At 41.0% G+C, this 24,259-nt stretch carries 16 protein-coding genes, 6 tRNA genes, 3 rRNA genes and 1 pseudogene; 7 read left to right on the plus strand and 19 right to left on the minus strand.

The genetic code is table 11. The features are described 5' to 3' along the window. The first annotated feature begins 9 nt into the window (after positions 1–9). Complete coding sequence (gene mnmC / locus QSG86_RS02190; protein ID WP_317030013.1) at positions 10–1,887, plus strand: FAD-dependent 5-carboxymethylaminomethyl-2-thiouridine(34) oxidoreductase MnmC; 1,878 nt, start codon at positions 10–12, stop codon at positions 1,885–1,887. A 48-nt stretch (positions 1,888–1,935) separates the two neighbouring features. On the opposite strand, the gene QSG86_RS02195 is transcribed toward mnmC, so the two are convergent. Further along, positions 1,936–2,250 (minus strand): rhodanese-like domain-containing protein, encoded by a 315-nt coding sequence (locus QSG86_RS02195; RefSeq protein ID WP_317030014.1) that lies wholly within the window; start codon positions 2,248–2,250, stop codon positions 1,936–1,938. A 91-nt stretch (positions 2,251–2,341) separates the two neighbouring features. Here QSG86_RS02195 and QSG86_RS02200 point away from each other — a divergent pair, with 91 nt between their 5' ends. Together QSG86_RS02200 and QSG86_RS02205 are read left to right on the plus strand one after the other, a co-directional pair. Next, positions 2,342–2,830 carry a YajQ family cyclic di-GMP-binding protein gene (locus tag QSG86_RS02200; protein ID WP_317030015.1) on the plus strand — a complete coding sequence of 163 codons (489 nt, stop codon included), beginning with the start codon at positions 2,342–2,344 and terminating at the stop codon, positions 2,828–2,830. 25 nt (positions 2,831–2,855) lie between these two features. Next, positions 2,856–3,365, plus strand: coding sequence for a DUF4442 domain-containing protein (locus QSG86_RS02205; RefSeq protein ID WP_317030016.1), 510 nt, complete (start codon positions 2,856–2,858; stop codon positions 3,363–3,365). Between the two features lie 32 nt (positions 3,366–3,397). On the opposite strand, the gene QSG86_RS02210 is transcribed toward QSG86_RS02205, so the two are convergent. Together QSG86_RS02210 and trxC are read right to left on the minus strand one after the other, a co-directional pair. After that, positions 3,398–3,823 carry an acyl-CoA thioesterase gene (locus QSG86_RS02210; RefSeq protein WP_317030017.1) on the minus strand — a complete coding sequence of 142 codons (426 nt, stop codon included), beginning with the start codon at positions 3,821–3,823 and terminating at the stop codon, positions 3,398–3,400. A gap of 21 nt (positions 3,824–3,844) precedes the next feature. After that, positions 3,845–4,270, minus strand: a complete 426-nt coding sequence (gene trxC / locus QSG86_RS02215; protein ID WP_317030018.1) for a thioredoxin TrxC — start codon at positions 4,268–4,270, stop codon at positions 3,845–3,847. A gap of 289 nt (positions 4,271–4,559) precedes the next feature. Here trxC and QSG86_RS02220 point away from each other — a divergent pair, with 289 nt between their 5' ends. The 3 genes and pseudogenes from QSG86_RS02220 to QSG86_RS02230 all read left to right on the plus strand — a co-directional run bounded on the left by QSG86_RS02220 (position 4,560) and on the right by QSG86_RS02230 (position 6,830). Next, complete coding sequence (locus QSG86_RS02220; RefSeq protein WP_317030019.1) at positions 4,560–4,895, plus strand: beta-lactamase hydrolase domain-containing protein; 336 nt, start codon at positions 4,560–4,562, stop codon at positions 4,893–4,895. Then, positions 4,888–5,313: a beta-lactamase hydrolase domain-containing protein gene (locus QSG86_RS02225; RefSeq protein ID WP_317030020.1), complete on the plus strand. Its 426-nt coding sequence runs from the start codon at positions 4,888–4,890 to the stop codon at positions 5,311–5,313. The genes QSG86_RS02220 and QSG86_RS02225 overlap by 8 nt, the downstream gene beginning before the upstream one ends. A gap of 205 nt (positions 5,314–5,518) precedes the next feature. After that, positions 5,519–6,830 (plus strand): annotated as a pseudogene (locus tag QSG86_RS02230) (dihydrolipoyl dehydrogenase). 83 nt (positions 6,831–6,913) lie between these two features. Here the strand turns inward: QSG86_RS02230 and rrf are convergent. The 13 genes from rrf to secA all read right to left on the minus strand — a co-directional run bounded on the left by rrf (position 6,914) and on the right by secA (position 19,953). Next, positions 6,914–7,028, minus strand: a 5S ribosomal RNA gene (gene rrf / locus QSG86_RS02235). A 186-nt stretch (positions 7,029–7,214) separates the two neighbouring features. Then, positions 7,215–10,105: ribosomal RNA gene (locus QSG86_RS02240) — 23S ribosomal RNA — on the minus strand. A 344-nt stretch (positions 10,106–10,449) separates the two neighbouring features. Beyond that, positions 10,450–10,525 (minus strand) — tRNA-Ala (locus tag QSG86_RS02245). 123 nt (positions 10,526–10,648) lie between these two features. Beyond that, a tRNA-Ile gene (locus QSG86_RS02250) sits at positions 10,649–10,725 on the minus strand. A gap of 160 nt (positions 10,726–10,885) precedes the next feature. Beyond that, positions 10,886–12,423: ribosomal RNA gene (locus QSG86_RS02255) — 16S ribosomal RNA — on the minus strand. Together the 16S, 23S and 5S rRNA genes with 2 tRNA genes alongside form the textbook arrangement of a ribosomal RNA operon. Positions 12,424–13,574: 1,151 nt before the next feature. Further along, a tRNA-Pro gene (locus QSG86_RS02260) sits at positions 13,575–13,651 on the minus strand. 3 nt (positions 13,652–13,654) lie between these two features. After that, positions 13,655–13,730: transfer RNA gene (locus tag QSG86_RS02265), tRNA-His, on the minus strand. 39 nt (positions 13,731–13,769) lie between these two features. Continuing rightward, positions 13,770–13,846: transfer RNA gene (locus tag QSG86_RS02270), tRNA-Arg, on the minus strand. Between the two features lie 43 nt (positions 13,847–13,889). Beyond that, positions 13,890–13,966: transfer RNA gene (locus QSG86_RS02275), tRNA-Pro, on the minus strand. A 153-nt stretch (positions 13,967–14,119) separates the two neighbouring features. Next, positions 14,120–15,187, minus strand: coding sequence for a quinolinate synthase NadA (gene nadA / locus QSG86_RS02280; RefSeq protein WP_317032639.1), 1,068 nt, complete (start codon positions 15,185–15,187; stop codon positions 14,120–14,122). A 128-nt stretch (positions 15,188–15,315) separates the two neighbouring features. Then, a complete protein-coding gene (gene argJ / locus QSG86_RS02285; protein WP_317030021.1) occupies positions 15,316–16,536 on the minus strand; it encodes a bifunctional glutamate N-acetyltransferase/amino-acid acetyltransferase ArgJ in 1,221 nt (406 codons plus the stop codon). Positions 16,537–16,723: 187 nt separating this feature from the next. After that, positions 16,724–17,008 (minus strand): hypothetical protein, encoded by a 285-nt coding sequence (locus QSG86_RS02290; protein WP_410487507.1) that lies wholly within the window; start codon positions 17,006–17,008, stop codon positions 16,724–16,726. A gap of 227 nt (positions 17,009–17,235) precedes the next feature. After that, positions 17,236–19,953, minus strand: a complete 2,718-nt coding sequence (secA, locus tag QSG86_RS02295) for a preprotein translocase subunit SecA (protein WP_317030023.1) — start codon at positions 19,951–19,953, stop codon at positions 17,236–17,238. A gap of 437 nt (positions 19,954–20,390) precedes the next feature. Here secA and QSG86_RS02300 point away from each other — a divergent pair, with 437 nt between their 5' ends. After that, the gene (locus QSG86_RS02300; protein WP_317030024.1) at positions 20,391–20,981 is read left to right on the plus strand and encodes a dual specificity protein phosphatase family protein; all 591 of its coding nucleotides are present in this window, start codon (positions 20,391–20,393) and stop codon (positions 20,979–20,981) included. A gap of 91 nt (positions 20,982–21,072) precedes the next feature. Here QSG86_RS02300 and QSG86_RS02305 read toward each other — a convergent pair whose 3' ends face one another. Genes QSG86_RS02305 through accD form a run of 3 tightly spaced genes read right to left on the minus strand, consistent with a single transcriptional unit; the run spans position 21,073 to position 24,259 of the window. Then, positions 21,073–22,086, minus strand: coding sequence for an SPOR domain-containing protein (locus tag QSG86_RS02305; protein WP_317032640.1), 1,014 nt, complete (start codon positions 22,084–22,086; stop codon positions 21,073–21,075). After that, the gene (gene folC / locus QSG86_RS02310) at positions 22,083–23,366 is read right to left on the minus strand and encodes a bifunctional tetrahydrofolate synthase/dihydrofolate synthase (RefSeq protein ID WP_317030025.1); all 1,284 of its coding nucleotides are present in this window, start codon (positions 23,364–23,366) and stop codon (positions 22,083–22,085) included. The genes QSG86_RS02305 and folC overlap by 4 nt, the downstream gene beginning before the upstream one ends. After that, positions 23,363–24,259, minus strand: coding sequence for an acetyl-CoA carboxylase, carboxyltransferase subunit beta (accD, locus tag QSG86_RS02315; protein ID WP_317030026.1), 897 nt, complete (start codon positions 24,257–24,259; stop codon positions 23,363–23,365). Before accD ends, folC begins: the two co-directional genes overlap by 4 nt.

The raw sequence follows: 24,259 nt of genomic DNA on the forward strand, positions 1-24,259 counted from the left end.
TTTTTAAATTTGTCTGACATCATTCAAACTGCTGATTTAGATTGGCAAATTGTCGATGGCATCGAAGTGCCAATTTCCAAACAATTTGGCGATGTTTATTTCTCCAAAGATAATGGCCTATTAGAAACACGTCATGTGTTTTTAAATGGCAATGATTTAACATATCGTTTGGCAAATTTAGAACCTTTTCAATATTTTACTGTAGGTGAAACAGGTTTTGGTACCGGTTTAAATATTTTAGCATTATGGCAATTATGGCAACAGGTTCGTCCTGAAAATCAGAGTCACCTCCATGTGGTTTCAGTTGAAAAATTTCCACTGACTCAACAGGATTTACAACGTGCTCTGCATGCATGGCCAGAATTACATACTTTCGCACAACAATTACTACAATACTACCCACAACCACTGGCTGGCTGTCATCGTCTCAATTTTCCCCAAGAGCGCTTTTCCTTAGATTTATGGTTTGGTGATGCACATGATGTTTTTCCTATGATGGAAAAAACACACCCGATTAATGCTTGGTTCTTGGATGGTTTTGCACCCTCTTGTAATCCAGATTTATGGGAAGAGCATATCCTGAGCAATATTGTTCGTTTATCTGATTATGGTACCACCTATGCTTCTTTTAGCGTGGCGGGTGTACTTAAACGTGGGTTACAACAACATGGTATTAATATTTCGCGACCACGTGGTTTTGGTCATAAACGTGAAATGTTAAAAGCGATTTGGCAAGCACCAGACGCTGTACCGAGCTCATATAAAGAAAAATCATGTGATAAGAAATTTAATTCTCAACGGCAAATCGCGATTATTGGCGCAGGAATCGCCGGATTAAGCTGTGCATGGGCTTTGGCCCAACGAGGTCATGAAGTCGTCATATACGACAAACAGGAGCCTTTGGCAGGTGCTTCTGGTAACCCTCTTGCCTTGCTTAATCCAAAATTATGCCCTGCAACTCAATGTGCTGAACACTTAATGACCTTGGCATGGCAATATGCCATACCCTATTACCGCCAATTCAATGCTTTTCGTAAAATTGATATCTCTCAGCTTGCGCTAAAGAATGCTGAAGATTTACTTTGTTTAGCTGAACAATATCCCCAATCCCTGTTACAACGCCAAACAGCAGAACAAAGTACACTTACAACCGCATATCACAGTTTAAAATTGACTGATGCAGGTGTCATCTCTCCACATCAATTTGCACAGCAAGTACTACAACATAGGCAAATTACATATCAACATGCAGAAATTAAGTCAATTAAACAAAAACAACGTGTAGAAGTATGTACCACTCAAGAACAGCACATCGAATATGACCAAGTGATTATTTGTGCCGCCAGACATAGTGTACAACTTTCTCAATATTACCCCGTCTTAAAGCCTATTCGAGGTCAAGTGAGTTGGCTGAATCACTCCCATCAAAGTTTGGATCAGGCTTATAGTTATGGTGGTTATTGTATGCAGCTCAATCCAGAGCAGTTAATCTTAGGGGCTTCATTTTATCCTCATCGTGACGATGAAGCTGTTTTATTAGAAGATCATCAACATAATTTTGCACTATTACATAGTGTCTTTCCACAATATGCCAATACCTTGGCGCCACCAGAAACTTGGCAAGGTCGTGCATCTATCCGCACACAAACACCTGACTATTTTCCATTACTCGGTCAATTACAAGCCGATGAAGAAATTTATACTTTTACCGGTTTAGGATCTAAAGGATTTTTATTTGCACCACTCTGTAGTGAAGTTCTCATGGCACTTATGTTAGGTGAAGTGTGTCCTATTCCAAGATCATTATTACAAAAACTGGCAGCGACACGATTTCAAAAGAAAATAAAAGCTAAAAAACCCTATTATCAACCACCAATCACAACATGATCTTGCGATCACATTCAACTAAAAAGCGCCTTACGGCGCTTTTTTAACTTAATTACTTTGCTCTAAGGGTAATCCCGCGTCACGAGCGGCACGTGTGCCTCCCATCAGCACAACATATTCACGACGATTATCAAAACCATCTAATAGTTCAGCTGCACGCGGTGCTTTACTTCCGCCACCACATAAAATGTAAATTGGCTCATCCGCTGATACTTGAGCAAGGCTCTCTGCTGATAAAGTTGTAATCGGTTGATTTACTGCACCTTTCAAATGTGCCTCAGCATAAGCTTGGGTATCACGAACATCCCAGATAACCGCATTTTCTGGGAACTCAAATGTAGTAATTTCTTGTTTACGGATCATTATACACTCCTTTGATGTAAACAATACTTGGCAAATGAAGAAAACCCCCCTAGCATCTCAGATATTCTTTCCATTTGTAAAGGTCTAATCTATGCCATCTTTTGATATTGTTTCAGAATTAGAAACTTTTGAAGTAAATCATGCCGTGCAAAACACGCAAAAAGAAATTGCTACACGCTTTGACTTCCGTGGTCAAGATGTCTCCATCGAATTAAATGAAAAAGCCAAGGAAATTAAAATCAAGACTGAAAGTGATTTCCAATGTGATCAAGTTTATAGCATGCTTGAAAATCATTTTTATAAACGTAAAATTGATGTACAAGCACTAGATCCACAAACCGCGACAGCGTCTGGTAAAAATTTTATTCAAGTCATTAAACTCAAAGATGGTCTTGATTCAGATACCGCAAAAAAAATTAACAAGGCCATTAAAGAAAGTGGGATTAAAGTACAATCGTCTATTCAAGGGGATAAAATTCGTGTTACAGATAAAAAACGAGATACGTTACAACAAATTATGGCTTTCTTAAAGGAAGAGCAATTCGGTATTCCTTTACAGTTTAATAATTTTAAAGACTAAAATAAAATCTAATCCAAGGGACAATATGCCACATAATCGCTTATATCGACTGGTCAAGATCAGCGCTAAACTTCCACAACCATTACGCCAACGTTTGTGGAATAAAGCTTTTGGTCATATTGTTCCTATGGTCGGGACAGCTAAAATTCAATATATACACATGCAGCCCAATCAAATCATTGTTCAACTAAAAAATCATGTGGCGGTACAAAATCATCTTGGACAGCTTCATGCTTGCGCGATGGCGCTACTGGCTGAAACTGCAACTGGTTTTATTACAGCACTCAATGTTCCTGATCATGCTATTGTTCTAATTAAAAGTATGCACATTGATTTTAAACGTCCAACATCGGGTAGGATGCAGGCAATTGCCACACTAAGCAAAGCACAACAAGACTTAATGCAAAACACCCTCAAGGGTGAAACCGTTGTCACAGTACATTTAACCGATGAAAGTCCTCATGCTCCCATAGAATGCCAAATGCGATGGGCATGGATCAGTAAAGATCAATTGCAAAAAAAAATCCCAGATTGAAATCCAGGATTTTAAATGACAGCAATAGCGTATTAGGCTGCTTGCTGCGACGCTAAAAACTTTTGTTTAGCTTCTTCTGGGATCTGACGTTTTCCACCTTTGACATCTACAGCCACAAAAGTAAATACGCCTTCCGTAACACGTTTTGCTTCACGAGAACTGTCATGACTATCCCATACTTCAATTTGCATTTGAATTGAAGTATTGCCTACTTTTAATATTTTGGTATAACAGGTAATGACATCGCCAACTTTAACAGGAACTAAAAATGTCATTTGATTAATTGAAATTGTTGCACAACGTCCTTTAGAAAAACGTTCTGCATGAATTGCTCCAGCCAAATCCATTTGTGACACAATCCAACCACCAAAAACATCACCGCTCCAGTTTGTATCTGCTGGCATTGCAATTGTTTGAAGAGATAAAATACCTTCAGGTTTTACATAAGAATCTGACACGTTAACTCCAAGCCCTTACTGTTAGGCGTTTAAATGTTGATCTAGCCATTGCTTTAATTCGCTAGACCGTAGTGCACCACTTATTCTAGCAATTTCATTGCTTTTATTCATTAAAACCAGTGTTGGAATGCTACGAACATGAAAAGCAGCACTCAAACGTGGATTTTCCTCCGTATTAATCTTTGCAAACACAACCTGAGGATAGGCTTGAGCAACCTGCTGAAAATGTGGCGCCATCATCTTACAAGGTCCACACCAATCTGCCCATAAGTCAATAAAAATAGGTAAATCACTATGTGTGATAAATTGACTAAAATTTTGCTCATTAAGCTCAATCGGTGCTAATGGGATTAAAGCATTATGACATTGACCACAGCTTGGATTTTGCGTCAATTTATCTTCAGCCACTCTATTTTTGGCATAGCATTCAGGACAAACAATAATCATGAAATAGACTCTCATTTAAACTATATAGTATTCTAATTGGGTTAAAATAGAGTTTTAAAAGGAGAATCATAAAAAAGATTAGCATATGATTTATTTGATGGATCAATACCAGTAATTTAGGCAACGATAAAGAAAGGTCAATCGTTAAATCCATATTAAATCATGTGATATAGCTCAATTTTATCTTGTATCGTGAACAGCACAATATTTTTTTACGAACTTTCAGCCCAATTTAACACTTAATGCTATTATAACCCTTATATTTCGTCGTTAAGTGGAGGAAAACATCGTGAGCGATCAAGTTGGATTTGCAGGTCAAATTGGACCTGAACATATCTCTCAAATTGTAGACAAAGGCTTTAAGTCTATTATCAATAATCGACCAGATATGGAAGGTGGACCCGATCAACCGACGAGTTCACAAATTGAAACTGCCGCACGTGAGGCACATTTAGACTATGTCTATCAACCTGTTGTCGCAGGTCAAATTAGCGAAATTGATGTACGTACTTTTGCCAATCATTTTAACGAATTACCAAAACCAGTCCTTATGTTCTGTCGTACGGGCAACCGTTCCAACAATCTTTACCAATTGGCAAAGCAAATGGATCTTTTGGATGACTAAACAGTTTGTTCAAGCCGTTTTTATTACTGCTGTTTTTCTTTGCTCATCTTGTAATATTTTGGCCCAAGATGCATTCACTCAAAATCTAACCCAAAATGTAAGCATTGCAAACAGCATGACTGTCGATAAGTTTACACAACTCATGCAACAAGGTTTTAAATCTGTCATTGTTCATCGTCCAGACAACGAAGCTGGTAATCTTGTTTCAGTGAGTCAACTTAGAGATATTGCAGAAAAAAAACGGATTGGTGTTATCTATCAACCGATTGAACAGGGTCAAATTAATCCTAAGGATATTGCTGAATTTGCTCAATATTTTAATGAATTACCGAAACCAATTTTACTGATTTGTAGAAGTGGAACACGATCAGCGTTACTTTATAAACAGGCAAAATCACAAGGATTACTCCATGAATAAATTATTGATTATCTTCATCTGTGCAGTCAGTATTGTCGGATGTAGTTCAATGAATGTACGCCCCACTGTAGGGGTCAACGTAGGCACATCGTTATAAAAACATTAAAAACGGCATTTTTGCCGTTTTTTTACAAATTTATCCACGTACTTTTCACTATAAATATGCTATCACTATCACAACGATAAATAAAAATATCTGTAAATTATGTATGATCTTATTATTATTGGCGCTGGTACTGCAGGCATAGCTGCATATAAAGAAGCAATTAAATTTACCGAAAATTTACTCATTATCAACGAGGGACCATGGGATACAACATGCTGATCAACTTGCACTGGTGGTCAATGGTACAATAAATGCTTCAAATGTCATGCAACGTGTTCAAACATTACGTGATCGGTTTACCTCTGCAACACAAAAAGATGTTGAGCACTGGCCAACTGCACATAAAGTTTCAGGCCGTGCTTACTTTATTAACCATAACACCGTACAGGTCAATCAGCACAGCTATCAAGCCAAAGCCTTTATTATCGCAGTTGGCTCTCGCCCTAAAAATAATTCACAATGGCAAAATGAATTACAAGATCGACTGATCACTTCGGATCAAATTTTTGAATTAACGACTTTACCTCGGTCACTTGCGGTGATTGGTAGCGGTGTAATTGCCATTGAATTAGCACAAGCCATGCAACGCTTAGGAGTTAAAACGACAGTATTTGCACGTAGTAAAAAGGTTGGTTCTCTAACTAGCCCAGCACTGCAACAACTGGCACAAGCAAGCTTAAGTCAAGAATTGCAAATTAAATTTGAAATTTTACCTGAACAGGTGCAAAGAACAGCGCATGGTGCTCGATTAAGTTATGTTGAACAACAACAAACACATCAGTTGGATGTCGATTATGTTTTACTGGCAACTGGTAGACAAAGCCAACTCGACTCCCTACACCTTGAAAATATTTCCACTGAATTTCACGATATAAACAGCTTACCAATCGATGCACACAGTAAACAATTGGCGAATTTACCAATCTTTATTGTGGGGGATGCCTATACATCAACCCCACTACAACATGAAGCTGCACATGAAGGACGCATTGCCGTCGAGAACTGTATTAACTATCCTCAGCTAAAATCAGTAAAAACACTCACACCATTGTCTATTGTATTTAGTGCACCTGAAATGGCTGTCGTTGGCCAAAGCTATCAGCAGCTCAAACAGCAAGAAATTGACTTTGTTACAGGCTATGTCGATTATACAACACAAGGACGTGCAGTCGTCATTGCGAAGAATCAAGGGGCTATTGAAATTTATATAGAGCGACAATCAAAAAAATTACTAGGCGCAGAATTATTTTGTCCAAAGGCGGAGCATCTGGCACATTTACTGGCATGGATGATCAGCACAGATGCAACCCTAGAGCAACTCTTGATACAACCTTTCTACCATCCCACCCTTGAAGAAGGGCTTAGAACAGCCTTAAAACATGCTAGAAGGCAACTTAAAAATAATATTTAAAGAAACCGCCATGCTGCGGTTTTTTAAAAATAAAACCAAAAAAAAATCCCCCAAGCGACTGCTTGAGGGATTTTCGAATAATGAGCTGGCGATGACTTACTCTCACATGGCTAACGCCACACTACCATCAGCGCGAAGAGGTTTCACTTCTGAGTTCGGGAAGGGATCAGGTGGTTCACTCTTGCTATTGTCGCCAGCACAACTGTTTATGGATACTTGCTTAGACTTACCTATTGCTAAGTTTTCTACCAAATGAGTTATTAACAGAGATTATATCTGAGTTGGATATGATGTTCGATCAGCGATACTAAATCAAGTATTTTCATCGTTAGATGATGTTTTATGAATCGATTGATGCTTTGTATACAACTGTTTGGGTGTTGTATAGTCAAGCCTCACGAGCAATTAGTATTGGTCAGCTTCACATGTCACCATGCTTCCACATCCAACCTATCAACGTCGTAGTCTTCAACGGCTCTTTAGAGGACATAAAGTCCAAGGGAAATCTTATCTTGAGGTAGGCTTCCCGCTTAGATGCTTTCAGCGGTTATCCCTTCCGAACATAGCTACCCGGCGATGCGACTGGCGTCACAACCGGTACACCAGAGGTTCGTCCACTCTGGTCCTCTCGTACTAGGAGCAGATCCTCTCAAATTTCCAGCGCCCACGGTAGATAGGGACCGAACTGTCTCACGACGTTCTAAACCCAGCTCGCGTACCTCTTTAAATGGCGAACAGCCATACCCTTGGGACCTGCTTCAGCCCCAGGATGAGATGAGCCGACATCGAGGTGCCAAACACCGCCGTCGATATGAACTCTTGGGCGGTATCAGCCTGTTATCCCCAGAGTACCTTTTATCCGTTGAGCGATGGCCCTTCCATACAGAACCACCGGATCACTAAGACCTACTTTCGTACCTGCTCGACTTGTGGGTCTCGCAGTTAAGCGCGCTTTTGCCTTTATACTCTACGCGTGATTTCCGACCACGCTGAGCGCACCTTCGTACTCCTCCGTTACTCTTTAGGAGGAGACCGCCCCAGTCAAACTACCCACCAGACATGGTCCTCGTCCCGGATTACGGGACAGAGTTAGAACCTCAATATTACCAGGGTGGTATTTCAAGATTGGCTCCACCGAAACTAGCGTCTCGGTTTCAAAGCCTCCCACCTATCCTACACAAGTAAGATCAAAGTTCAATGTCAAGCTGCAGTAAAGGTTCACGGGGTCTTTCCGTCTAGCCGCGGGTACACCGCATCTTCACGGCGATTTCGATTTCACTGAGCCTCTGCTGGAGACAGCGCCCCCATCATTATGCCATTCGTGCAGGTCGGAACTTACCCGACAAGGAATTTCGCTACCTTAGGACCGTTATAGTTACGGCCGCCGTTTACTGGGGCTTCGATCAAGAGCTTCGCTTACGCTAACCCCATCAATTAACCTTCCAGCACCGGGCAGGCATCACACCCTATACGTCCACTTTCGTGTTTGCAGAGTGCTATGTTTTTAATAAACAGTTGCAGGGGCCTGGTTTCTGTGGCTGCCATCAGCTCAGGAAGCAAGTTCCATCACCGACAGCAGCGTACCTTCTCCCGAAGTTACGGTACCATTTTGCCTAGTTCCTTCAGCAGAGTTCTCTCAAGCGCTTTGGTCTACTCGACCTGACCACCTGTGTCGGTTTCGGGTACGATTCCTGTGTAACTGAAGCTTAGAGACTTTTCCTGGAAGCATAGTATCAGCCACTTTGCGAGTAAACTCGCTTGCTATCAGATCTCAGCATAGAGTACCCCGGATTTGCCTAAGATACATGCCTACATCCTTTCACCTGGACAACCAACGCCAGGCTGACTTAACTTTCTCCGTCCTCTCATCGCATTACACAGAAGTATTGGAATATTAACCAATTTCCCATCGACTACGCCTCTCGGCCTCGCCTTAGGGGTCGACTCACCCAGCCCCGATTAACGTTGGACTGGAACCCTTGGTCTTTCAGCGAACGGGTTTTTCACCCGTTTTGTCGTTACTCACGTCAGCATTCGCACTTCTGATACCTCCAGCAGACTTCTCAATCCACCTTCATCGGCTTACAGAACGCTCCCCTACCACGTATACAAAGTATACATCCGCAGCTTCGGCATATAGTTTTAGCCCCGTTACATCTTCCGCGCAGGCCGACTCGACTAGTGAGCTATTACGCTTTCTTTAAAGGGTGGCTGCTTCTAAGCCAACCTCCTAGCTGTCTATGCCTTCCCACATCGTTTCCCACTTAACTATAATTTTGGGGCCTTAGCTGGCGGTCTGGATTGTTTTCCTCTTGACTACGGACGTTAGCACCCGCAGTCTGTCTCCCGGATAGTACTCATTGGTATTCGGAGTTTGCATCGGTTTGGTAAGTCGGGATGACCCCCTAGCCGAAACAGTGCTCTACCCCCAATGGTATTCGTCCGAGGCGCTACCTAAATAGCTTTCGGGGAGAACCAGCTATCACCAAGTTTGATTAGCCTTTCACCCCTATCCACAAGTCATCCCCTGGCTTTTCAACGACAGTGGGTTCGGTCCTCCAGTTAGTGTTACCCAACCTTCAACCTGCTCATGGATAGATCACCTGGTTTCGGGTCTACACCCAGCAACTAAACGCCCTATTAAGACTCGGTTTCCCTACGGCTCCCCTATACGGTTAACCTTGCTACTGAATGTAAGTCGCTGACCCATTATACAAAAGGTACGCAGTCACCGAACAAGTCGGCTCCCACTGCTTGTATGCATGCGGTTTCAGGATCTATTTCACTCCCCTCACAGGGGTTCTTTTCGCCTTTCCCTCACGGTACTGGTTCACTATCGGTCAGTCAGGAGTATTTAGCCTTGGAGGATGGTCCCCCCATATTCAGACAAGGTTTCACGTGCCTCGCCCTACTCGTCATCATTATGTGTGCCCTTTCGTGTACAGGACTATCACCCACTACGGTTGCACTTCCCAGAGCATTCCACTAAAACACACATAACTTAATGGGCTGTTCCCCGTTCGCTCGCCGCTACTGAGGGAATCTCAATTGATTTCTTTTCCTAAGGGTACTGAGATGTTTCACTTCCCCTCGTTTGCCTTGCAACACTATGTATTCATGTTGCAATACCTACCTTATGGTAAGTGGGTTTCCCCATTCAGAAATCTCCGGATCACAGGATATTTGCCGCCTCCCCGGAGCTTATCGCAGGCTATTACGTCTTTCATCGCCTCTGACTGCCAAGGCATCCACCACATGCACTTAATTACTTGACTATACAACCCCAAACAGTCGTTTGTTCCTACAAGTAGAACAACCAACATTACAGTTTAGAGCTTTGTGAACTTAATCACTATACAGCTTCAATTAGATTCATATACCAAAACGCTTGATTCAGTTTAATCGCTAGTAACTCATTTCTTGTAATTACTTACTTGAAACGAGTATGAACAAATTATTTCAACTCAAATATATTCTGTTAATGATTAACTACTGCCTCGTCAGCACGTAGTAAACTGTGATAAATCACAGAGATTAATAACAATGCATTTTACAATGCTTTATCACTAAGCTCTATAAGCTATCCGGTTATTTGCTTATAACTTATCCGTAGGATAAGTGGTGGAGACTAGGAGAGTCGAACTCCTGACCTCCTGCGTGCAAAGCAGGCGCTCTACCAACTAAGCTAAGTCCCCAGCTTAAGATCTCAATATATCTTGTTTCTTTTCACTCAGAATCCTTGAACCCATACACTACGCACTCACTTTCGTTCGTTTGTCTTGCACTTCGCCTTAAAGTAGCACTTTAAGTCTTGTTCATGGTGGGTCTGACAAGACTTGAACTTGTGACCCCACGCTTATCAAGCGTGTGCTCTAACCAACTGAGCTACAGACCCTGAGAAAAATCAAAGCACTGCTTTTTTTTGCAAGACAAATAAGCTTCGCTTATGCGTAGTATCTGCTCACAAAGACAAATCAATTACTCTGTTTTATCTTTAAGATATATTGCATGAAGAACAACTTGTTGTGGATTCTTACCAATCGTCAATCTTTCGTTAAGGAGGTGATCCAGCCGCAGGTTCCCCTACGGCTACCTTGTTACGACTTCACCCCAGTCATCGGCCACACCGTGGTAAGCGTCCTCCTTACGGTTAGACTACCTACTTCTGGTGCAACAAACTCCCATGGTGTGACGGGCGGTGTGTACAAGGCCCGGGAACGTATTCACCGCGGCATTCTGATCCGCGATTACTAGCGATTCCGACTTCATGGAGTCGAGTTGCAGACTCCAATCCGGACTACGATCGGCTTTTTGAGATTAGCATCCTCTCGCGAGGTAGCAACCCTTTGTACCGACCATTGTAGCACGTGTGTAGCCCTGGTCGTAAGGGCCATGATGACTTGACGTCGTCCCCGCCTTCCTCCAGTTTGTCACTGGCAGTATCCTTAAAGTTCCCACCCGAAGTGCTGGCAAATAAGGAAAAGGGTTGCGCTCGTTGCGGGACTTAACCCAACATCTCACGACACGAGCTGACGACAGCCATGCAGCACCTGTATGTAAGTTCCCGAAGGCACCAATCCATCTCTGGAAAGTTCTTACTATGTCAAGACCAGGTAAGGTTCTTCGCGTTGCATCGAATTAAACCACATGCTCCACCGCTTGTGCGGGCCCCCGTCAATTCATTTGAGTTTTAGTCTTGCGACCGTACTCCCCAGGCGGTCTACTTATCGCGTTAGCTGCGCCACTAAAGCCTCAAAGGCCCCAACGGCTAGTAGACATCGTTTACGGCATGGACTACCAGGGTATCTAATCCTGTTTGCTCCCCATGCTTTCGTACCTCAGCGTCAGTATTAGGCCAGATGGCTGCCTTCGCCATCGGTATTCCTCCAGATCTCTACGCATTTCACCGCTACACCTGGAATTCTACCATCCTCTCCCATACTCTAGCTTCCCAGTATCGAATGCAATTCCCAAGTTAAGCTCGGGGATTTCACATCCGACTTAAAAAGCCGCCTACGCACGCTTTACGCCCAGTAAATCCGATTAACGCTCGCACCCTCTGTATTACCGCGGCTGCTGGCACAGAGTTAGCCGGTGCTTATTCTGCGAGTAACGTCCAGTACTCTTGGGTATTAACCAAGGTACCCTCCTCCTCGCTTAAAGTGCTTTACAACCAAAAGGCCTTCTTCACACACGCGGCATGGCTGGATCAGGGTTCCCCCATTGTCCAATATTCCCCACTGCTGCCTCCCGTAGGAGTCTGGGCCGTGTCTCAGTCCCAGTGTGGCGGATCATCCTCTCAGACCCGCTACAGATCGTCGCCTTGGTAGGCCTTTACCCCACCAACTAGCTAATCTGACTTAGGCTCATCTATTAGCGCAAGGTCACAAGTGATCCCCTGCTTTCTCCCGTAGGACGTATGCGGTATTAGCATCCCTTTCGGAATGTTGTCCCCCACTAATAGGCAGATTCCTAAGTATTACTCACCCGTCCGCCGCTAGGTCCAGTAGCAAGCTACCTTTCCCCGCTCGACTTGCATGTGTTAAGCCTGCCGCCAGCGTTCAATCTGAGCCATGATCAAACTCTTCAGTTAAAATCATTTTGTAGCTTTAATCTAAGCTACTAAATCTGGCTCATCAATTTTCTGACAAATTCTCTCAAATAAACTTCGAGTAATTTAAACCAATCAATCAATGATAATATTTCGATCAATCAATCAGTAAAAATCCACACAAGTTGTTCTTCATAATTTCTTAATGATCTTCTTGTTGGTTCGTCACCAGCAAGCTAGGTCGGCTATATTACGCTCTTCGGTAGAAAAGTCAACTGGTTTTGTTAATTTATTTTCTAACAAATCTAAGTTTAACCTTAAACTCAAAACCCTAATCAGAATCTTAACACTTAAGCAACTTATTGATTTATCAGAAGTTTTATTTAACATCACCGCCGATGGATGTGCATTCTACAGTATTTCACATCGAACACAAGCCCTTTTATTAAAGAAATATTTCACTTGCTTACTTTTCACGCCACAAAAACCATAACTTATTGTTTTTTATCACCAACAAATTTTAATTTATTTTAACTCCGTTGCTTATCTTTTTATCAAGCACACTGCACATTCATCTGCATTTTAAGTTTAATCAATCAAAAAATTACTTTTTATATAAATAAAGTAATTTTCACATCATCTTTACTTTAAAAGAAATCAATACAAACCCACTAAATATCAATATTATTGTTTATCAAGATAGTTACGACATCCACACACAACAAAGACCAACTCGCTTATCAAGACCATACAAATCTAGATATCAATCTTTTTTTAAAGCCTTAGCATCACCACATAAAAGAAAATATTTAAACATTAAACAGTAGCAGCAATGTTCTGTTTGATATTTTATACCAATACCACAGAGCCATCCCTATGATCTTACTGCCGCAATATATTTACCTATCCTATAGCAATACTCTATGATTAAAATAAGTTACAAACGGAAAACGGAAAACGGAAAACGGAAAACGGAAAACGGAAAACGGAAAACGGAAAACGGAAAACGGAAAACGGAAAACGGAAAACGGAAAACGGAAAACGGAAAACGGAAAACGGAAAACGGAAAACGGAAAACGGAAAACGGAAAACCATGATCTTCGATCGAGCGATCATATAGTCATATATAAATAAAAATTGTTTGATGATAATTTTAGGCATAAAAAAACCGCATTTAAGCGGATCTTTTTAATTGGTCGGAGCAGTAGGATTCGAACCTACGACCCCCTGGTCCCAAACCAGGTGCACTACCAGGCTGTGCTATGCTCCGAATTGGGGTGAATGATGGGGCTCGAACCCACGACAACCGGAATCACAATCCGGGGCTCTACCAACTGAGCTACATCCACCGTTACAACACTTTAGATTCTACATATCAAACGAGCCAATGGCGCGCCTGACAGGATTCGAACCTGTGACCATCCGCTTAGAAGGCGGATGCTCTATCCAACTGAGCTACAGGCGCATGACTGTTGATATAAAATATCAAGCTGTTTGCCTTGAAGAATTGGTCGGAGCAGTAGGATTCGAACCTACGACCCCCTGGTCCCAAACCAGGTGCACTACCAGGCTGTGCTATGCTCCGATTCATCTCAGCTTTTTGTATCGAACATGTCGTTCGGTACGGTGTGCATTCTAGGCGTGACGCATCAAGACGTCAACACCTATATTTAAAAAAAATCAAAAAAATATCTCAAATGCTTATTTATCCAACACTTTAGGTATTTTTTAATCAATTTTAGCGTTTTAATGAAGCACTAAAAGCTAACATTCGATCTAAAGGCATTTTAGCACGCTCAGCCAAAGATCTCTCGACCTGTATCTCTTGATGGCCTTTTTGTAATACCTCAAGTATACCATCCAATTCATTCATCGCCATCCATGGACAATGTGCACAAGATCGACATGTTGCACCTTCACCTGCTGTCGGTGCTTCAATTAAAATTTTATCAGGAACTGCTTGTTGCATTTTGTAGAAAATACCACGATCTGTTGCCACAATTAGGCGTTGATGAGGTAATGTCTTCGCTGCTTGAATCAACTGTGATGTACTGCCAACTGCATCTGCAACATCCACCACAGATTCTGGTGATTCTGGATGAACCAATACTGCTGCATCTGGATATAAAGCTTTCATCTGCTCAATACCACGTGCACGAAATTCTTCATGTACAATACAAGCACCATCCCAGAGCAACATTTTAGCCCCTGTTTTCTTTTCAATATAACGACCGAGATGCTGGTCTGGTGCCCAAATAATTTTTTCACCAAGACTATCTAGATGTTCAATAATTTCAACCGCACAGCTCGAAGTTACCACCCAGTCTGCACGGGCTTTGACTGCCGCTGAGGTATTGGCATAGACCACAACGGTATGGTCAGGATGCTGATCACAGAACTGGGCAAACTCATGTTCTGGACAACCTAAATCCAAAGAACAGGTTGCTTCTAAAGTTGGCATTAAAATGGTTTTTTCTGGTGATAGGATTTTTGCCGTTTCACCCATAAATTTTACACCAGCAACCAGTAGTGTTGTTGCTGTATGATCTCGACCAAATCTTGCCATTTCTAAAGAATCAGAAACACAACCACCGGTATATTCAGCCAATTCCTGAATCTCAGGATCACAATAATAATGTGCAACTAATACAGCATTACGCTTTTTTAATTCTTGATGAATTTTTTCAAATTTTCCCTTTTTTTCAGCATCGCTTAACGAGTAGGCTTTTGGCTCACCTATGCGGTCTAAATGCGCCTGTACAATAGATTTTGCATCATTAGCAATTAAGTTAGTCGCATCATTCATCATTGCGTCTTCTCTGTCCTTTTACTTGATTCACAAGCTTTTTGAATAACCAGCCAAACCACCACACTGGTCAATAAATAATATCGTGATAAAAAAGCCTCACAAAGGAGGCTTTTAAACACTTAGGATTAAGATCGATAATCTGCGTTAATCTTGACATAATCATAAGACAAATCACAGGTATAAACCGTATCTTTTGATTGACCACGCCCCAAATCCACACGAATAGTCATTTCTGACTGTGACATCACACGTGCACCCTCGGCCTCAGTATAATCTTCAGCAGCACCACCATCTTTACAGATTTGTACATCATCCAACCAAACTTGAATTTTTTCAACGTCTAAATTCTGTACACCCGCATAACCAATGGCAGCCAAAATACGGCCCCAGTTTGGATCCGAAGCAAAAATTGCCGTTTTAACCAAAGGTGAATGGGCAATGCTGTAAGCAATATCACAACATTCTTGTGTATTTGCTCCACCTTCTACCGCCACAGTAATAAATTTAGTTGCACCTTCACCATCACGAATAATTAAATGTGCCAAACGCGTCATAATACGTTTTAACACCTCTAATACGACTGTATAACGTGCATCATCTACCGAACTAATCTCAGTACCACCTGCCTGACCCGTTGCAGCAAAGATACATGAATCATTGGTCGAGGTATCACCATCTACAGTAATTCGGTTAAATGATACATTTACCGCTTCTTTTAATAATGTCTGTACCAATGTTTGGCTAATCGGGACATCCGTTGCGACATAACCTAACATCGTCGCCATATTAGGGCGAATCATCCCTGCCCCTTTAGAGATCCCCGTCATGCTATAGGTAATGCCATCGAGAATAAACTGTTCTGATGCCCCTTTAGGTGCTGTATCCGTAGTCATAATACCCGTTGCAGCATCTAACCAAGCATTTTCATTTAATGTATCCAATGCTGGCTGTAAACCATTGACTAATCGTTCAATCGGCAATTGCTCACCAATAACGCCAGTAGAAAATGGTAAAACCTCTTCAGCCATTACGCCTGCTCGTTCAGCCAACTGTGCACAGGTTATTTCTGCATTTTTTAAACCTGTTTTACCTGTACCAGCATTAGCATTTCCGGTATTAATCACCAAGTAGCGCGGGTTAATCGTAGCCAAATGTGCTTTAGACACATGTACTGGTGCAGCACAAAATGCATTTTGAGTAAAAACACCAGCAACACGCGTTCCCTTTGAAAATTCAAAAATAACAAGGTCACGACGGTTCTGATATCGCACATAGGCTTCAGCTGTACCAATTCTTACACCTTTCACCACATACATGTGTGGCATAGACACGTCACCAACTGCCATTTTAAATTATCCAATTTAACTGATTAGAAAAAACTAGCTTAGATGAAATTACAGCAAAAATCGAGCTAAAGCAGTGAACAATATACGATAAATTTCATTTTAGCTGATAAAAAACCAGCACAAGTGGCTGGTTTATACTTAAGTATAAGTATTCATCAAGTCTCTAATCTTGCATTGATACTTTCAATTATTTAGATAAATCAATCAATGCTTGAGTTGCTATTTGCTGACTTTCTGGGGATAACGCAGGGTTTTTTGCCACAATACGCTGTGCATTAACCGCATTTGCTGCAGCAATCGCTTGCGTTTGTAAAACAACCGGACGCTGTTGTTCATTTGGAATAGTATATTGAATACCTGTGCGTGGACTCACCACGGTAGATTGACCATTAATACTTTGTACTTGTGTGGTCACAGGTGTAATGACATCTTGTATTTTTTCCACTGGCACAATTGACTTTGCCATCGTCATACCAGAAATTGTTACTGTTGTTAGCATTAAAGCTGTCATTAATTTTTTCATTGGATACCTATATTCATTTTCATTTAGATCTAAATATCATGAAATGGCAATTGATTTGCTTTTTTTAAAAAAAATCAAACACAAAACTTATGCACTAAAGACAACAAAGACAGAACCAATGCCCTGCCTCTGTTTATCATCACATTAGATTGAAGCTCACCCCAACCTAGAATCGCTTAAATTTTACCATGACATTGTTTGTATTTTAAACCAGATCCACAAGGGCAGGCTGCATTACGACTCGTTGGTGGTATAATTGCCTGTTGATCATTAAGTGTACCTTGCTGCTCAACCCACTCACCATCGACTAAATTTTCATCACCATCATGATGAGATAAATTTAACTGCATCGCTTCTGCCTGAGCTTGTTGCTGTGCCTCTAAGCGTGCTAACTCTTCTGGTGTTGGAATATGCACACGTGATAAATCACTCACCACATCTGCCTTAATTGCACCTAACATATTTACAAACAGGTTAAAAGCTTCTTTTTTATACTCTTGCTCTGGATTCTTTTGTGCATAACCACGTAAGTGAATTCCTTGACGTAAGTAGTCCATAGCGGCCAAATGGTCTTTCCAGTGACGATCCAACGAATTGAGCATAAAATGACGCTCAAGCATCGCTGCAGACTCATCTCCCATATTACTACGGCGCTCACGGTAACGCTGTACGATTTCATCCGCAATACGTTCAACCAATGCCTCTTCATCTAAACGACGATCTTCTTCAAGCCATTGGCTCACAGGTAGATCAACAGCAAGATCTTCACGTAATGCAACTTCTAGACCCGCAATATCCCATTGATCATGTATCGACTCAGGTGGTACATAATTTGCAATTAAACCTTTTGCAACTTCTCGATGCATTTCTTCAATATAATCTTGTAAGCTTTCTTCAGCCAAAACATCATCGCGTTGCGAATAAATAATTTTACGCTGTTCATTATTGACATCGTCATACTTTAATAAGTTTTTCCGGATATCAAAGTTACGTGCTTCTACTTTTCGCTGTGCATTTTCAATCGAACGAGAAACCATTTTATGTTCAATAGCTTCATCTTCTTTCAAACCCATAGCACGCATCATGGCTACAATTCGATCACCAGCAAAGATACGCATTAAATCATCTTCAAGTGACAAGTAGAAACGCGATACACCAGGATCACCTTGACGACCTGCACGACCACGTAACTGATTATCGATTCGACGAGATTCATGTCGTTCTGAACCAATGATATGTAAACCACCTGATGCTAAAACTGCATCATGATTATGTTGCCATTCATCTTTAAGCCGCTGCTCATCCTCTGCTGTTGGTTGCTCAATTTTTGCCAGTAATGCTTTCCAGTTACCACCCAATAGAATATCTGTACCACGACCTGCCATATTGGTGGCAATTGTCACAGCTTTAGGTGCACCGGCCTGTGCAATAATATCTGCTTCGCGTTCATGCTGTTTGGCATTCAGTACTTCATGTTGAATGCCTGCATTACGCAAATGATCAGACAGAATTTCAGAAGCTTCAATCGTTGCCGTACCAATCAAGATAGGTGCTACACCTGCTTCTTGGATCCGTTTAATTTCTTGGATAATCGCGGTATATTTACCATTACGATTTAAGTAAATTAAATCATTTTGGTCATCACGAATCATAGGACGATGGGTTGGAATGAGTACCACATCCAAACCATAAATTTCTTTCATTTCTGCAGCTTCGGTATCTGCGGTCCCTGTCATACCAGAAAGTTTTTTATATAGACGGAAGTAATTTTGGAATGTTGTAGTGGCCAGCGTTTGGTTTTCTGGCTGAATTTGCAGACCTTCTTTTGCTTCTACCGCTTGATGTAAGCCTTCAGACCAACGACGGCCTGGCATGGTACGACCAGTATTTTCATCAACAATAATCACTTCACCATCATGAATAATATAATGGACATTACGTTGATACAGAAAATGTGCTCGAATCGCTGCACTGACATGATGAACTAAATTTAAATTTGCTGCAGAATACAAACTCTCTCCTTCTGCAAGCAAGCCCATACTAATTAACTCAGATTCAACTGTTTCATAACCAATTTCCGTCATTTCCACAGAACGTTGTTTTTCATCGATCCAGAAATGGCCACCATCTACAACTTTTTCTTCTTTTTGTGGATGAAGCTTTGGTGGAATAGAGTTAATTGCAGCATAGAGTTGCGAAGAGTCTTCGCTTTGTCCAGAAATAATTAATGGTGTTCGTGCTTCATCAATTAAAATCGAGTCAACTTCATCAATAATGGCATAAATCAGACCACGTTGTTTTTTCTCTGCCAGAGAAAATACCATGTTGTCACGCAGATAATCGAAACCAAACTCGTTATTGGTTCCATAGGTAATATCAGCCTGATAAGCCAAAGATTTTTCCATTGGATCTTGCATCGAATAGATAATTCCAATGCTTAATCCTAAAAACTCAAATAATGGTCGATTGAGTTCAGCATCACGTTGTGCCAAGTAATCATTCACGGTAATCACATGAACGCCTTGACCACTTATTGCATTCAAATAACAGGCAAGGGTTCCCATTAATGTTTTACCTTCACCGGTACGCATTTCAGCAATTTTACCTTCATGAAGTGTAATACCACCAATAAGCTGCACATCATAATGGCGCATACCCATAATACGCTTTGCTGCTTCACGACAAACAGCAAATGCCTCTGGCATTAATTTGTCTAGACTTTCACCATTCTTATAACGTTGTTTAAATTCTTCGGTTTTCGCAGATAAGTCTGCATCGCTTAAGGCAGATATCGTCGGCTCGAGCGCATTAATCTTTTCAACGATTTTACGCATACGTTTGAGTTCGCGCTCATTTTTAGTACCGAAGATTCCTCCGATCAGACTTGCCAACATGAATAGACTCTCTAAATCTTGCTTGTCAATTAAATAAGTTTTTTATCAATCATTATTATGGTGTCAGAAATGTGAACTACAAGTGTTTTGCACCAAACACATCAAAAAAACTATTGACCTTCTGTGTAAACATAAAACATCAGGGCAAATAATGTATCAAATTTTAAACAGATGTTATAGAAATAGTTTGGATTTGGTCATTTGTTTTTCTATTGGAATTTTTAAGCTGATCTAAAAAACTCATCAAAATATGGGTTTAATCAATAAATCATACCAAGATATCACGCGTTATTTAGGTCATCATCTCCAATAAAACAGCATGAGTAGAACATGAAATATACTATAAGATATCAATTCTTTATACATGTAAACACGATTTACTTATCGAATAATCACACTGAATGCATCCCCTTCACCAACAGTACAGGATAGCGAGCATGATAAAATTATTTTATATTACTTTATTAAGTATTATCAGCTACATCAATCTTAACTCTTCCTTATATGCAGCTACCGATATAGCCACAGAACGGCCAGCACATTGGGCCACTTTGATTTCCTCGCAACATAACTTTTATCAAATTAGTCCTTTTTTATTTCGCAGTGAACAACCTGCTCAAAATTTGATTCCATTACTGCAATATTATCAAATTAATACCGTGATTAATCTAAGAAGTTCAGATAAGAAGGATCAACAAGCATTTAAAAATACATCCGTCGAATTAGTCCATATCCCCATTCATACTTGGGCGATTTCAAAACAAGATCTACTTCAAATCATGCAAGTCATTCAAACGGCAAAACAACAGCAAAAAAATGTGTTAATTCATTGTTATCATGGTTCTGATCGTACAGGAGCAAGTATTGCCATGTATCGAATTATTTTTGAGCATTGGTCAATTGAAGATGCGCTTAATGAAATGCAAAATGGGGGATACGGTTTTCATCCGATTTGGTTCAATATTAAAAAATTATTTACACCTGAAAATATACAATGGATTCAACAACAACTGCAGCATCCAGTATAAAAAACCAAATAAACACACAGCAATACAGCTGTATTGACTAAAGTTTATATCGGCTTAGCATCCATGCTGATCAACAATCATTGATCGCCCTTTAATTTCGTTTATCTAAAGGTACCCACTCAATAATCCATGCTGACTTCATACCCAAACTTTCATCAGCTGCAACTTTTTTACGTATATTATCTGCCGCCTCTCGATCTTTTGCTGGTCCAACCATTAAGCGAATCCCTTTAGACGTTGGACTTTTGGTAATTTTATACCCTTTCGCTCTAAGTTTTGCTGCCAAAGCATCGGCATTAGCCTGATTGGCTGCCAAAGCAACTTGTACCATCCACTGCTTATCACCATGTTCAAGAATATCTCTTGCACGCTCTGCTTCAGCCTTTTTCTTGTCTTCAGCTTTACGCGCGTCTTCTAAACGTTTCTTTTTTTCCTCAGCTTTACGCGCGTCTTCTAAACGTTTCTGTTTTTCTTCAGCTTTACGCGTTTCTTCTGAACGTTTCTGTTTTTCTTCAGCCTTACGGGCTTCCTCTAAACGCTTCTTTTTTTCCTCAGCCTGCCTATTTTCATCGGCCGCTTTACGCTCAGCTTCTTTCTTGGCTTGTTCTACTTTTAAATGCTGTGCCTTTTGCTGCTCTGTTTTTTTCTGCGCTGCATTTTGTTCAGCATCCAATCGTTTCTGTTTGACTTTCTCATCTTCAATTAATTCAGGTGGAATGTTATCAGAGCTTTGCTGAGCAGCCATCTTGCGTGCATTAATTGCAGCATATTCCTCTGCAGCTTTACGTGCAGCATCTGCCTCAGCTTGTTGCTGCATAGCCAAGTATTCTGCAGCACGTGCCTCTTGCTCCGCAAGCGCTTTTTCACGTGCACGTTTTTGTTCTGCCAGCAATCTTTTTTCTGTTTCAACATCAACAGTTAATGGTTGTAATGCCGTCATACCAGCGTTGGCTTGATGGTCTTTAGATTGCACTTGTCCAGCCAAATCAGGTTGTTGTATTCGATTTTGATGTATTTCTTCTTTGCCTTTAAGCAGTAGTGCTGCCAACAAAACACCGCCACCCAATAAAACAACACCGCCCATCCAACGTTGTTTATTATTCATTGACATGTTTCTAAATACTCCCATACGGCTTCAAGCGTATGAAATGAACCACACACTAAAATCAGCTGATTATTGTTTGTTTCATTCAGCGCTGATTCAAAAGCCATTTGCACACTGTTGTAGTGCTGCACATGTTCACCGTCTAATGCATCATTCAATTGCACTATATCTGCTGCACGGGGAACGGTTAATGCCGCAATTTTCCAGTGTTTGACCGTTCCTTTCAACACATTCACCACAGATGATATATCTTTGTCTGTCAGCATTGAAAATACACTGACAACTTCGGTGTAATGTTTATGATGTTTTAAATAATTAAGCAATTGATTTAACAAAAAATCAACACCATGAGGATTATGACCAGCATCAAAAATGACAGTCTTCCCCTGTACCTGACGAATTTCAAAACGCCCTGCGAGTTTAGCCTCAACAATCCCCTGAGCAATCGCCTGTTGAGAAATAGTCAAATCACTTAACAACAGTGCCGCAACTGCAGTCGAAATATTTTCTAATGCCAATGTTCCTAAAGGTAGTCTTAACGTTACACCCGGTGCAGCAAATATCCACCCTTGACCATCTGCAGCCAGTTGATAAAAATAATCACGATTTAAGGCATATAAAGAGGCATGACATTGCATAGCTTTATCTTGAATTGCTTGCGGCAGCATTTGCTGTCCACCAAAAATAACGGGAATATCTGGACGAATAATTCCTGCTTTTTCATAGGCAATTTTTTCAATGGTATCACCTAACCAATCGGTATGATCTAAACCAATATTGGTAATAACAGCGATATCTGGATCAACCACATTGACGACATCTAAACGACCACCTAGTCCGACCTCAAGCACCCAGACATCACATTGCTGTGCCTTAAAAATGACAAAAGCAGCCAGTGTTGTCGCTTCAAAAAAAGACAATGTTAATTGACAGTCTCGACGTGCTTGATCAACCTGCACAAAAGCATCGATCAAGGTTTGATCATCAACCTCAAGACCATTTAATTTCACACGTTCATTAAAATGGTAAATATGTGGCGATTGATAAAGACCTACACGATAACCTTGAGCATTCAATATGGCCGCCAAGGTGGTGGTGGTTGATCCCTTACCATTTGTACCAGCAACGGTAATGACTTTTGCATCAGGACGAGTGACTGCCAATTTTTCAGCAATTGGAATCACTCTTTCTAGACCAAGATCTATACCCGTAACATGAACATGGCTCCAGTACTCGAGCCATGTACTTAAAGAATCAGAGACAAGTGGAGCGTTGTTCAAGGTAAATTCATCAATTTAGTAGTAATGCGATATACAGTATCACGTAATGCATGACGATGAACAATTTGATCGATTACGCCATGATCAAGCAAATATTCAGCACGCTGGAAAGGTTCTTCTAACTTTTCACGCACCGTTTGTTCAATCACACGTTTACCCGCAAAGCCGATCATTGCTTTTGGCTCAGCCAAATGAACATCACCCAACATTGCTAAAGATGCTGTTACACCGCCATAAACAGGATGAGTGAGCACCACAATATAAGGCAAACCTGCTTCTTTTAAACGCTGAATTGCTGCTGAAGTACGTGCCATTTGCATTAAAGACAGCATGCCTTCTTGCATACGTGCACCACCAGATGCTGCAAAACATAACAAAGGTTGTTTTAAACTTATCGCATGTTCAGCTGCCTGAACAAAACGATCTCCCACAACAGTACCCATTGAGCCGCCCATAAAGTCAAACTCGAAAGCACAGGCTGTTAATGGTAAATCTTTTAACATGCCCTGCATTACGACCAATGCTTCGGTTTCACCCGTTTTAGTTTGAGCTTCAGCCATACGCTCTGGGTATGCTCGACTATCTACAAATTTAAGTGGATCTTTGGCTTTAAATTCTTGACCTAATTCGACTTGAACTTGATCAAAAAACCAGTTTAAACGATCGCGTGCTTTCATGCGCAAATGTTCATCACACTGTGGACAAACATAAGCATTAAAAGACATTGCGGTACGGGTGACTAAAGCATGACATTCAGGGCACTCAATGGTTGGCTCTGTTAAGGTCGCTTTTAATGTTTGCTGTTCATCAGGGATATGAATCCCAGGAACACCACGTTCTGTCCATGGTGTAGATGGGTTAAGGACTTTCCCAGTTTTGACTTCTTGATTCAT

Source organism: Acinetobacter sp. SAAs474, from assembly GCF_032823475.1.
Taxonomy (GTDB): domain Bacteria; phylum Pseudomonadota; class Gammaproteobacteria; order Pseudomonadales; family Moraxellaceae; genus Acinetobacter.